The organism is Mariniphaga sediminis (assembly GCF_003573545.1).
GTDB classification, from domain to species: domain Bacteria; phylum Bacteroidota; class Bacteroidia; order Bacteroidales; family Prolixibacteraceae; genus Mariniphaga; species Mariniphaga sediminis.
In genome coordinates, this window is record NZ_QWET01000003.1 from 258268 (window position 1) to 271026 (window position 12759).

Consider the following 12759-nt stretch of genomic DNA (forward strand, 5'->3'; position numbering starts at 1 on the left):
ACGGCGCTTACAGGTTAAAGTTGTTCGACTTGTCAGCATGCAAAGTACCTGGCCACGTCAAGCAGATAAATAATAATGAAAATGCCAGAGAGTCAAAATAAGATCACCGGAAAGGAGATTCTTTATTCCATCCTCAACAGTTATTCGCAGGTGTTTTTTTCCACCTCGAAAACGCTGGCTGTTTTTTTGGTGGTTATCAGTTTCTTTGATTACGGCGCCGGAATTGGCGGCCTGGTGGCGGTAATTATTGCCAATTTACTTGCCTGGAACCTGGGCTATAATACCTACCTCCTTCGTTCGGGATTGTACGGATTCAATGCGCTGCTGGTGGGGTTGGGTGTGGGATTGTATTATCAGCCCTCGCCTGAAGTTTATATTTTGGTTGCCATTACTGCGTTAACCTGTTTTTTTCTTACCGTTGTTTTTCAGGGAGTGCTGGGCAAATACGGATTGCCTTTTCTGAGTGTGCCTTTTTTGCTTACCATTTGGATTGTGGCGCTTTCGGCCAACAGTCTTTCAGCGCTCAACCTGAGCGAACGGGGTATTTTTGTTTACAACGAACTCTATTCCCTCGGAGGAAAAATATTTGTTGATTTTTACGACTTCCTCGAAAAGAGCATCGGGTCATCTTTTATCCGGATTTATTTTCACTCACTGGGCGCTATCTTTTTTCAGACTCACCTGCTTGCCGGAATTGTCATCGCACTGGGGCTGCTCATCTATTCGCGCATTACGCTGGTATTGTCTGTTTTAGGATTTACCGTGGCTTTTTTATTTTATCGGCTGGTAGGAATTGAGTTCGATTCGTTGGGCTATACATTTATTGGGTTTAACTATATACTCACGGCCATTGCTTTAGGGGGGTATTATTTGGTGCCAGGGAGGATTAGTTTTGGGTGGATTATAATTTTGCTTCCTGCGGTGGTTTTAATTACCACCAGTACCCAACAGGTTTTTATGTTGTTTCGGATTTCTCCTTATTCGCTGCCTTTCAACGTCATTGTTCTGGTATTTTTATATGCCCTGAAATTGCGCGAACAGCGGCCACGTCATTTAATTGAAACCCCGGTGCAGTTGGGCAAACCGGAGAAGAATCTCTACCTGTATTCCGGCAATATGAAACGTTTTCCGGCAGCTTACCCGGTTTCGGCTACGCTTCCTTTTTTTGGCGAATGGACCGCAAGTCAGGCACACAACGGGGAGTACACGCATAAAGGTGCCTGGCGGCATGCTTTTGATTTTGTTATCACCGATCGCAAAGGGCAGCAATTTAAAAACGAAGGTGACTTTGCCGAAGATTATTATTGTTTTGGAAAAGCGGTGCTGGCTCCGGCTGACGGGATAGTGGCAGAGGCGATTGACAGCATACCCGATAATACCATTGGCGACGTAAACACCAAAGACAACTGGGGAAACACCGTTATTATTAAACACAATGAAACGCTGTATTCGAAACTGAGCCACCTGAAATTTCACTCGGTGGAAGTGAAAACCGGGGACTCTGTAAAAAAAGGACAGCTTATCGGGCGATGTGGCAATTCGGGGCGTTCTCCTTACCCGCATCTGCACTTCCAGTTTCAGGCCAATCCGTACGTCGGGTCTTCTACCATCGATTATCCTTTTGGACATTACCTGTTGAAAGAAGAATCCGGGTATTCCCTGAAAACGTTTGACTTTCCGCAAAAAGATCAGGTGCTGGCCAATCCTTCCAAAAACGAAGTGCTCGCAAAGGCGCTGCATTTTATTCCGGGAAGACGCATGCATGTTACGGTAGAAGTGGATTCCGAAAAAGCAAAATGGAAAAAGCTGGCCGGTGAATACTCCTGGGTGACGGAAACAGATGTGTACAACACCACTTTTATTCATTGCTTGAAGAATGGCGAACGAGCCTATCTTTATAACCAGGGAGACATGCATTATTTTACCAATTTTTACGGTAAAAAACATTCGCCACTTTTCTGGTTTTACGTTACCTTGTTTAAGGTTCCGGTCGGATTTCAGGCCAAAAGCCGGATTGACGACACGCTCCCGGTTCACCTTCTTTTTAAGGGAATATTAAAATACTTACAGGATTTTGTGGCACCGCTGTTTTTATTTTTGAAAGCCGATTATCAACTCATCACCAAAGAAGCGGGTGATATTCTTTCTTCGGATTCGGTAAAAGTAAAATCGGTGATAACCAAAAAAATTGCCGGACGGAAGGTAAAGGTTTGCCAGAGTTCCACAGAGGTGAATCTGAAGGGCGATTTTGAAATTTCAGTTAAAATGAACGAGGCTAAGATTAAAATGATATGTCGAGACGAATTGGATTCATAGCACTTTTTTCCCTGTTGGCACTGGGTGCCCTGGCCCAGCAAAAGCTGAGCTATCCGGAGGTGGACAAAACTTCGTACGAGCTGTTTCAGCAAAAAAAATGGGCAGAGCTGATTCGCTACACGGCAGATGCCCGCAGACAGGGAATTGACTTTTTCTACTTGCAGGTGCGAACAGGGATTGCTTTCTATAATCAGAAAAAATACCGCACGGCTTCGAAATGGTTTTTTAGAGCCTGGGAAAACGATAAGGCTTTCAGTTGGCTGCAGGAATATCTGTACTACAGCCTGGTGTTTGGCGGACGAACCACCGAAGCGAATAAAATTGCCGGAAGTTTTTCATCTGACGTACAGCAAAAAATCGGGTTTGCCCGCAGTAAAGTCACTCGTGTGGCATTGGAAGCAGGGTACAGTTTTAATCCTGATTTTGAATCCCTGACAGGAATGTCTCACGGAGAACAAGCGGGTGTTGGCGAAGATTACGGGGAAGCATACTACCTGAAAGATTATCATTTTGAATCCTTCGACTTTAGTCACCAGGTAGCGCCGGGTTTTAGCCTGAATCATAACCTTACTTACCTCGGGCTGAACCGCGAAGAGCGTGTAGACTGGGGTGGTAAGAATACCTTTCCTTTAAAAATCAACCAGTTTCAGTACTATTTTAATCCACATTTTGTACTGGGAAAAAAGCTGTACGTTTCGCCGGCGGCATCGGTAATGTGGGGAAATTATGATTTGATGCTGGGTGGTTTTACCGGTACTCAGACAAAAATGTTTTACGGTTCATCCTATCGTTTTTCCGACTTCGTTTTTTCAACGGCTGTCTGGTTGCCGTTGGGAAATTTTTCACCGGGAGCGGAAATAAATTTAGCGAACATCAGGGATAATAATTTTACACAACTTTCTACATGGCTCACGGTTTATCCGTTTTCAAACCTGAGTTTTTATTTTACCCCGAGGGTTTATTTTAAGAACAATGAAAATAGCGGGTTGGACTATAATACTTTTGGTATTTCCGGAGGGTTTCAACTAGGGGCGGTGCATTTTTACGGACAGTACCTGAATGGAGAAATGGAAAACTTTATTGAGTCGGCAGGCTATGTGGTATCAAACTTTCCTGGAACTTCGGAGCAAAAAATCTCCGGGAGTATTTATTTTCCCGCAGGGAAGAAATACCAACTGGTTTTGCGCTACCTTACGCAGGATGTAACAGAAACCTACCAGGTTTATACCAATACGGTGAAAGGTCAGGCCTTGAATTATAATTATATAAAACATACTTTAACAGCCGGAATATCATGGAATTTTTAAGAATAAAAGTGATTTTGTTGATTTTATTTTTGGGGGCAGAACCTCTGTGGGCACAGGTAACCCAGGAAACATTGGAAAAGGCGTTTGCCCGGAGTTATGAGTTGGAAAAAACCAAAGATTTTTCGGGTTCTGTTGAAACGTTAAAGAAGGTTTACGATCAGTCGTCCTATGAAATTAACCTGCGGCTGGGCTGGTTGTATTATAATACCGGGCAGTTCTCAGAGTCGGTAACCTTCTATTCTTTGGCACAGGAGTTAAAACCATACTCCGAAGAGGCACGTTTTGGGTTGATTCTGCCAAAAGCAGCCCTGGGCGATTGGAATGCGGTAATTGAACTTTATAATGAAATCCTCGAAATCCATCCGAACAATACTGTTGCCATGTTCCGGTTAGGAATGATTTATTACGAACGCAAAAATTACGACAAGGCTATGCCCCTTTTCAAAAAGGTGGTGGATTTATACCCGTTTGATTACGACGGGCTGCTGATGCTGGCATGGACTTCCTATTTCACCGGGAATTTTAACCAGGCCAGAATTCTTTTTAATAAGGTAAAACTGTACAGTCCGGGTGACAACTCTGCAAACGAGGGGTTGCAATTGATGAGGTAAGATGGTTGCAAGATGGCAGTTTTTCATTCGATTGCCAGTCCCAGTCTGATAAAAAATTACTGAACTAAAATTGGCTTGTTTTTAATCTATTCAGAGTCTGATTTTGAGCGGAATAATTATGATTTGTTATTTCGAGGATCAGCAATTGAAAGACTTTAATATATACAATGATTCAAACCAAAGTTGCCATTAGCTTGTTTCAACAGAAATAAGCATTTAAAAAATTTTCTCCTGAATTAAATTAAAGCTTATATTTATTAAAGCAATTGACAAAGTATGGCAAAAAAAAGTCGGTTAAATAAGGAATTGGGTCTTTTCGATGTGTTTGCTATCAGCACAGGAGCAATGTTTAGTTCCGGTTTTTTTCTGTTGCCCGGTTTGGCCTCACAGTATACCGGTCCATCGGTATTCCTGGCCTATTTGGTATCCGGTGTACTTATTTTGCCAGCTATGTTCAGTATTGCGGAAATCTCTACTGCCCTGCCCCGATCCGGAGGCGCCTATTTTTTTCTTGATCGTAGCCTGGGTCCCTTGCTCGGGACCATTGGCGGTTTGGGAACTTACTTTGCCCTGATGTTTAAAACCGCTTTTGCGATTATCGGGATCGGGGCGTATGCATCTTTTTTTTGGGAGGTGCCCGTAAAAACTATTGCCATAATGGGCACACTGTTTTTTATGGTTTTAAACCTTTTTGGGGCAAAAAAAACATCGGGACTCCAGAATTTTTTCGTAAGCTTTCTTCTGGTTGTGCTCGGAACATTTATTATCGATGGGCTGTACAATATTTTTTTTACAGATAGGATTGACGTTCCAAAGGCAAATGAGCATTTCAGACCGTTTTTTACAAATGGTTTTGAAGGGATGATCATTACGGCTGGTTTTGTTTTTGTCTCATACCTTGGGCTGACACAAATTGCCAGTGTGGCCGAAGAAATAAAAAAGCCGGAACGGAACATTCCTCTTGGAATGTTGCTTTCATTGGCAGTTACAGGACTTGTTTATTTTCTTGGAGTTTTTGTGATGGTGGCGGTAATTGAACCGTCTGAGTTTGGTAACGACTTGGCGCCTGCAGCCACTGCCGTAAAAAAGATTTTTAACTGGATGCCGGGTGATTTAGGCGCCTATCTGATGACAGGTGCGGCCATGGCTGCTTTTGCCTCCACCGGAAATGCCGGACTGCTTTCTTCTTCACGTTATCCGTTTGCTATGGGGCGCGACAAACTCTTCCCTGAAAATTTTTCGAAGGTTGGGAAGAAAGGGACTCCTGTACAGGCTATCTTGCTTACAACAAGCTTTATTTTGTTGTTTATTTTGGTTTTGTCAGAAGAAGGAATAGCCAAACTTGCCAGTACGTTTCAGCTTTTAATTTTTATGTTTATTAATTTTTCTGTAATTGTTTTCAGAAACAGCAAAATAGAATCTTACGATCCGGGATATCACTCTCCCTTGTATCCTTATATGCAGGTGGCCGGAATTATTATTTCCCTGGTACTCATTGCTTATATGGGGTGGATGTCCATACTCTTTACCGCTGCAATTGTTCTTGTCGGAGTTCTCTGGTATAAATATTATGCCCGCTTTAGGGTGCAGCGTGAAGGAGCTATTTTCCATTGGTTTGCGCTCCTTGGAAAGTATCAATATGCAGAACTGGAAAATGAGTTTTTGAGTATTATTAAGGAGAAAGGACTTCGGCAGGGTGACCCCTTCGACGAAACGATTACCCGTGCACGGATTACGTTTAATGAAAAAGAAACTGATTTCCCGCAATTGCTAAATTATGTCTCAGGGATATTCTCGGCTGAGATGCATGTAAAAAAAGAAGAGCTTATAAAGGAATTTCTTACGGTGTCAGCCATTGAACCCGCCCTGGTTATCCCGGAGGTATCGATTCTGTTTGCAAAAAAGGAAGGAATTGATCATCCTTCCCTCCATATTGTGTTGTCAGAGAAAGGTATAGGAAAATCTGTTGAAAAGAACGGTATCTCTTCGGAAGATTATATCCGGGTTTTCTTTTTCCTGGTTAATCCGTCGAAAGAACCACGTCAGCAATTGCGTATGTTGTCGCGCCTGATTGATATTATTGAACGCGATAATTTTATTAACGAGATACTGGGAATGAAAAGTCAGCGGAAAATAAAGGAGTACCTGTTGCATAACGAACGTTACATTACCATTCAGCTACTGCCCGGAACCGTTCAGGCTGAAATGATTGACAAGCAATTGAAGGAGATAAAATTTCCGTCAGAGGTGCTGGTTGCCCTGGTAGAACGCGAGTCTGCCACATTTGCGCCAAACGGAAACACCCGGCTGCTCGAAAACGACATACTCACCGTTATTGGAGAGCCAAAATCAATATCGCAACTTTACAACCGGTTTATGAATGTGTAAAGTAGTTTGGACCCCGGGATGCCCGCTGTCCTCGCCTGTCAGTTTTAATTTGTATTTGTTTTCGTGTTGCGTCTTTTGAAGTTCCCCTTTTTTCTTCTGCTTTTCTTCTTTTTTGTTGTTTCCTTTTCGAACCGATCAATACGATCATTGTTCATCGTTTGCCAGCCAATCTCATCGGTTGCCGCAGCTACCTTTTGTTTTAATTCCGGCTTTTCTCCGCGTTTATTTTTCTGAATAATATCCTTCACTTCTTTCAATGAAAGGGAGAAAGCCCCAGAGGTGATGTTTCCCTCAAAGGTAAACCAGATTTCTTTCTTTAGGTAGTCGGTTTTAAGTGGTTTGGCCAGACCGCTGGCTGTTTCAAGGAAGATGAGCTCTTCGGGGAACTCCTGTCTGGCTTCCATGTAGGTATCCAATTCGTAGAGCAGGCAACATTTTAGCTTTCCGCAGGCGCCGGCCATTTTCTGTGCCGCAGGCGAAAGGCCTTGTTTTTGTGCCGCATCCGATGAAATACTTGAAAAGTCGGTACGCCAGCTCGAGCAGCAGAGTTCCCTTCCACAGGAACCGATACCTCCTACCAATCCTGCTTCCTGACGGGCGCCAATTTGTTTCATCTCCACTTTTATTCTGAACTCCCGGGCATAATATTTTATCAATTCCCTGAAATCGACCCGTCCGTCGGCAATGTAGTAGAAAATGGCTTTTTTGCCGTCTCCCCGGTATTCTACCTCCCCAATTTTCATGTCGAGCCTAAGGTCGGCAGCAATTTGTCGGGCACGGATCAAGGTATTCTTTTCATTTTTTCGGGCATCTTCCAAAACCTGTATGTCATTGTCCGTAGCTCGCCGGTAAATGACATTTAACTGGTAGCGTTGCGGGTTTTTTACCTTCCGTTCAAACTGCTTGTCGGCAAGGTAGCCTGTAAGTGTCACTTCCCCCACATCGTGTCCGGGAGAGGTGGCCACTACAACTTTGTACCCTCTTTTTAAAGGAATACCATCCGTGTTTCTGAAAAATTCTTTTCGGGAGGTTTTAAACTTAACTTCCACTATATCTGATTGATCCGACGTGTCTGGCAAATCATTCAGCCAATTATAAACATCTACTGTTTCGTCTGTATATGAATTATTGAACGAACATCCTGTACAACTCATTTCTTCCCCATCTTTAATAATTCTAAGCGCAAAGATCAAAAAAAAGATTGAAATGTCGTAAATTAAGTCTGTCTAAATTAAAATAAAAAATTATGGAACCTATTGAAGTACTCAGTAGCCTCAATTTTTGGGCCGTGCTGGTGGCTGCTTCCAGTGCGTTTATTGTGGGATGGTTATGGTATGGTCCGCTTTTCGGAAAGCAGTGGATAAAACTAAATGGTTTTTCGAAAGAAGATCTCATGGAGGGAGGTATGTCAATGCCTTTGATTATGATTATTAATTACATTGCTACTGCCCTGGCTGCTGTGGCCATCGCAATGTTTATTGGCGCTGAGGCAACAGCCGCTTTTGGAATTTTTGCAGGCCTTATGATTGCCATTTTCTGGATCGGCACCAGCCGGTTGAACGATGTGCTTTATGAAAGAAAACCCTGGGGATTATTTTTTATAAATACCGGGTACAATGTAGCAATCTATGCCATTATGGGAGCCGTTCTGGGTGCCTGGCATTAAACTCTTGAGAGGAGTGTCGCATTAGGGTATTCTTCCCGTCTTTTTTCTGAAGTTATTGTTGAAAAATATTGATTGAACCATCCCCCGAATATTTTCTCTGAGAAAAGCAAAGCACTATCTTTGTTTTCCGATGACAGATTCGAAAAAATATGTGGAAACGCCCTTGATGAAGCAGTATTACACAATCAAGGACAAACATCCTGATGCTGTTTTGCTTTTCAGGGTAGGGGATTTTTACGAAACATTTGGGGAAGATGCCATTAAAGCGGCTGAAATATTGGGAATTACTCTCACACGCCGGGCAAATGGAGCAGCCAGTTATGTGGAACTGGCCGGCTTCCCATACCATGCACTAGACACTTACCTTCCCAAACTGGTACGTGCCGGGCAACGGGTGGCAATTTGCGAACAACTTGAGGACCCTAAACTCACCAAGAAGATTGTTAAAAGAGGCATTACAGAGTTGGTTACCCCAGGGGTTTCTATTAACGATAATATACTTGAAAACCGGGAGAATAATTTTCTTGCTTCGGTTCATTTCGATAAAAAAATGGCTGGAGTGGCGTTTATGGACATTTCTACCGGTGAGTTTTTGACAGCAGAAGGCAATTACGAATACATCGATAAATTGCTGAACTCTTTTCAGCCAAAAGAAGTACTGTTTCAGCGGGGAAGAGGACAGGAGTTTACAGAAATTTTCGGCAATAAATATTATACCTACAATCTTGATGATTGGGTTTATACCAGCGATGCGGCGGCCGACCGCCTGACCCGCCATTTTGAAACCACATCGCTGAAAGGGTATGGTATCCAGAATATGCAGCTTGCCATCATTGCTTCGGGCGCTGTATTGCATTATCTTGACCTGACCCAGCATCACCAGATTAAACATATTACCGGACTAAGCCGTATTGAGGAAGAGCATTACGTTTGGCTTGACCGGTTTACCATCCGCAACCTTGAACTTTTTTCGCCCATTCACGAAGGGGGAAAATCGTTGTTGCAGGTTATCGATAAAACGATTACCCCCATGGGCTCACGCCTGCTGAAACGCTGGATAGCGCTTCCTTTGAAGGATATTGGTCCCATCAGCGAAAGGCTTGATGTAGTGGAGTTTTTTCTAAAACACCCGGAAATAAAGGAGAACCTGGAGGATCACCTTCGGCAGGTGGGTGATTTGGAACGACTGGTTTCAAAGGTGGCCGTAGGACGAATCAATCCGCGTGAAATGGTGCAGGTAAAAAATGCGCTGAATGCCATTATCCCTGTGAAACAAGTGTGTGCCGGTGCCGATGATAAAATGCTGAAGCGGGTTGCCGAACAACTCAATCCCTGTGATCTTATCCGTGAACGAATCCATAAGGAAATTGTGGCTGACCCGCCCACTGCGATAAACAAGGGTAAGGTGATTGCCGAAGGTGTTTTGAAAGAACTGGACGAATTGCGGGAGATTGCCTATTCCGGAAAAGACTACCTGGCACAGTTGCAAAAGCGTGAGGGCGAAGCGCATGGAATTCCATCGCTGAAAGTAGGATTTAATAATGTTTTCGGATATTATATTGAAGTACGGAATACGCATAAAAACAAGGTCCCTTCTGACTGGATCCGAAAACAAACCCTTGTGAACGCTGAGCGGTATATTACGGAAGAACTTAAAGAATACGAATCGAAAATTCTGGGCGCCGAAGAGAAAATCCAGTCGTTGGAAACCAGGCTGTTTAATGACATTGTGCTGGCCCTTTCGGAATACATTTCAGCAATTCAGCTGAACTCTTACATTCTGGCGCAAATCGATTGCCTTTTGTCGTTTGCAACCTGTGCCGAAAGTTACGGCTATTTCAGGCCTGAAGTGAATGACAGCACTGATATCGATATTAAAGAAGGACGGCATCCTGTTATTGAACACCAGTTACCTATTGGCGAATCGTATATTGCCAATGATGTGCATCTCGATCAGGATGATCAGCAAATAATTATTATTACCGGACCCAACATGGCCGGTAAGTCGGCACTGCTGCGGCAAACGGCGTTGATTACCCTGCTGGCACAGATGGGGAGTTTTGTCCCGGCTCAATCAGCCCAAATTGGAATTGTGGATAAGATTTTTACCCGTGTGGGGGCGTCCGATAATATTTCGCTGGGCGAGTCTACTTTTATGGTGGAGATGAACGAAGCTGCCAGTATTTTGAACAATGTGTCGGATCGTAGTCTAATTCTTTTCGACGAATTAGGGCGCGGCACCTCAACTTACGATGGCATCTCCATTGCCTGGTCTATTGTGGAGCACCTGCATGAGCAGCCACATGCAAAGGCCAAAACCCTGTTTGCCACTCATTACCACGAGTTGAATGAAATGGAAGCCTCTTTCCCGCGGGTGAAGAATTACAATGTTTCGATAAAGGAAGTAGGAAACAAAGTGATATTTCTCAGGAAGCTGGCGCGGGGTGGAAGTAACCACAGCTTCGGGATTCATGTGGCAGCCATGGCCGGCATGCCAAAATCGGTCACCCAAAGGGCTGATCAAATATTGAAAAGGCTGGAGGGAGCCAAAGAAAAGGAAGATCTTTCCAAACCGTTAGGTGAAATAGGAACGAAGCGTGAGGGGATGCAACTCAGCTTTTTTCAGTTGGATGACCCGGTGCTAAAACAGATTCGCGATGAGATTGCACATCTTGATGTCAATAACCTGACACCTATCGAAGCACTAAATAAGCTGAATGAAATAAAAAAACTCACCGGTTTACGTTAACTGCGCGCGATGGTAGAAAAGGGATTGAGGCAATTTTTTTTCAATATCTTGGGATAACAAAAAATTAGCAATATATTTGCATCGCTTAAAAAAAACGTTCTTTTAAAATAAGCGAGAATAGCTCAGTTGGTAGAGCACGACCTTGCCAAGGTCGGGGTCGCGGGTTCGAGTCCCGTTTCTCGCTCCAGGGAAAGAAAGTGGCAGGAGGTTTATTCCGGTAAAACCGGAGCATCCTGTTGGTCATAAAATCGTTGACGAAATTTCCCGATAAATATTTAAGGAGGCCCGGGTGGTGGAATTGGTAGACACGTTGGACTTAAAATCCAATGGCCCTTTACGGTCGTGCGGGTTCAAGTCCCGCCTCGGGTACACCAGCGAGAATAGCTCAGTTGGTAGAGCACGACCTTGCCAAGGTCGGGGTCGCGGGTTCGAGTCCCGTTTCTCGCTCGAAATTATAAGGTTGCAGTAACGCAGCCTTTTTGTTTTTATGGAATCGCCTGAATATTATATTTATTTGATTGAAAGTGAGGCCTCAGGAATCTGGTATGTCGGTCTTTCGCAAAATCCGGAAGAACGATTGTTGCAGCACAATAAAGGGAAATCAAAGTTTACAAGCGGTCATATTCCCTGGAAGTTGTTGTACACAGAAAAAGCCGGTTCAATAGGTGCTGCCCGGAAATTGGAGAAGTACTATAAAACGTCGTCGGGGAAGAGAAAACTGAAAAAGAAATTAGGCCGGTGATTGGTTGGTCGCGGGTTCCCTGTCCGGCTGGGCGTCCAGACGGGGAGTCCCGTTTCTCGCTCGAAATTATAAGGTTGCAGTAACGCAGCCTTTTTTTGTAAAAACCTTCTAAAACCCAATAATTGTCATTGCATAAATTTTAAAAAAATGAGTTATTGCAATCAGAAAAAAACAAAGCAAAATGAAGCTTTTATTGATTAGCAATTCAACAATGTCTGGGGAACCCTATTTGGATTACCCAAAATATGAAATACAGAAATTTCTTGGAGAGAAGCCGGTAACCGCCGTTTTTATTCCTTATGCAGCCGTTACTTTTTCATTCGATGCATATTGTGAAAAAGTGGAAGAGCGTTTTGCAGAAGTAGGACACCACATTAAGGGGATCCATACCTTTGCCGATCCTGTAAAAGCCATCGAAGATGCCGAAGCCATTGTTGTGGGTGGCGGTAATACCTGGCAGTTGGTGCGCATGCTACATGACAGGAAACTGATGAATCCCATTCGGGAAAAGACTTTTGTTGGAACACCTTACATTGGGTGGAGCGCCGGCGCCAACATTGCATGTCCAACGCTGCGTACAACCAACGATATGCCGATTATCGACCCGCGTGGTTTTGAGTGTATCGGACTGGTGCCTTTCCAGATTAACCCGCACTACCTTGATGCAAATGCGGTGGGGCATGCCGGCGAAACCCGGGAGCAGCGCATCGAAGAGTTTATTGAACTGAACCATGAGGTTTACGTTGCCGGGTTGCGTGAAGGAACCATACTTAAACTGGAAAATGAAAGGCTGGAGTTGATTGGCGACCGGATGTGCCGGATTTTCAAACATGGAGAAAAACCAGTTGAGCTTTCATCGGCTGACGATTTCAGTTTTCTGATGGAAAATGGATTTGTGCCATAGAAAATTTGGACTGCCTCCGGAAAGTTGAAATACCCGGATTTTCCATTAAAGGATTTCCGGGATGAAACGAAAATAT

At 43.8% G+C, this 12759-nt stretch carries 9 protein-coding genes and 3 tRNA genes; 11 read left to right on the forward strand and 1 reads right to left on the reverse strand.

The window, feature by feature from the left end; all coding sequences use genetic code 11:
* The first annotated feature begins 81 nt into the window (after positions 1 to 81).
* From D1164_RS05425 to D1164_RS05440, 4 genes are all read left to right on the forward strand, one after another.
* Complete coding sequence (locus D1164_RS05425; protein ID WP_172594346.1) at positions 82 to 2316, forward strand: urea transporter; 2235 nt, start codon at positions 82 to 84, stop codon at positions 2314 to 2316.
* Complete coding sequence (locus tag D1164_RS05430) at positions 2292 to 3623, forward strand: tetratricopeptide repeat protein (RefSeq protein ID WP_119348938.1); 1332 nt, start codon at positions 2292 to 2294, stop codon at positions 3621 to 3623. Before D1164_RS05425 ends, D1164_RS05430 begins: the two co-directional genes overlap by 25 nt.
* Positions 3611 to 4234 (forward strand): tetratricopeptide repeat protein, encoded by a 624-nt coding sequence (locus D1164_RS05435; RefSeq protein ID WP_119348939.1) that lies wholly within the window; start codon positions 3611 to 3613, stop codon positions 4232 to 4234. The genes D1164_RS05430 and D1164_RS05435 overlap by 13 nt, the downstream gene beginning before the upstream one ends.
* A 276-nt stretch (positions 4235 to 4510) precedes the next feature.
* Positions 4511 to 6622, forward strand: a complete 2112-nt coding sequence (locus D1164_RS05440; protein ID WP_119348940.1) for an amino acid permease — start codon at positions 4511 to 4513, stop codon at positions 6620 to 6622.
* A 44-nt stretch (positions 6623 to 6666) separates the two neighbouring features.
* On the opposite strand, the gene D1164_RS05445 is transcribed toward D1164_RS05440, so the two are convergent.
* Positions 6667 to 7776, reverse strand: coding sequence for a PSP1 domain-containing protein (locus D1164_RS05445; protein WP_147372052.1), 1110 nt, complete (start codon positions 7774 to 7776; stop codon positions 6667 to 6669).
* 92 nt (positions 7777 to 7868) lie between these two features.
* Between D1164_RS05445 and D1164_RS05450 the strand changes: the two genes are divergently transcribed.
* The 7 genes from D1164_RS05450 to pepE all read left to right on the forward strand — a co-directional run bounded on the left by D1164_RS05450 (position 7869) and on the right by pepE (position 12683).
* Positions 7869 to 8288, forward strand: coding sequence for a DUF1761 domain-containing protein (locus D1164_RS05450; RefSeq protein WP_119348942.1), 420 nt, complete (start codon positions 7869 to 7871; stop codon positions 8286 to 8288).
* Between the two features lie 166 nt (positions 8289 to 8454).
* Positions 8455 to 11037, forward strand: coding sequence for a DNA mismatch repair protein MutS (gene mutS, locus D1164_RS05455; RefSeq protein WP_241558258.1), 2583 nt, complete (start codon positions 8455 to 8457; stop codon positions 11035 to 11037).
* Positions 11038 to 11148: 111 nt separating this feature from the next.
* Positions 11149 to 11224, forward strand: a tRNA-Gly gene (locus D1164_RS05460).
* Between the two features lie 96 nt (positions 11225 to 11320).
* Positions 11321 to 11406: transfer RNA gene (locus tag D1164_RS05465), tRNA-Leu, on the forward strand.
* Between the two features lie 5 nt (positions 11407 to 11411).
* Positions 11412 to 11484: transfer RNA gene (locus D1164_RS05470), tRNA-Gly, on the forward strand.
* A 67-nt stretch (positions 11485 to 11551) separates the two neighbouring features.
* On the forward strand, positions 11552 to 11779 hold the full coding sequence (locus D1164_RS05475) for a GIY-YIG nuclease family protein (protein WP_206610930.1): 228 nt from the start codon (positions 11552 to 11554) through the stop codon (positions 11777 to 11779).
* A gap of 181 nt (positions 11780 to 11960) precedes the next feature.
* On the forward strand, positions 11961 to 12683 hold the full coding sequence (gene pepE / locus D1164_RS05480; protein ID WP_119348945.1) for a dipeptidase PepE: 723 nt from the start codon (positions 11961 to 11963) through the stop codon (positions 12681 to 12683).
* Positions 12684 to 12759 lie beyond the last annotated feature (76 nt).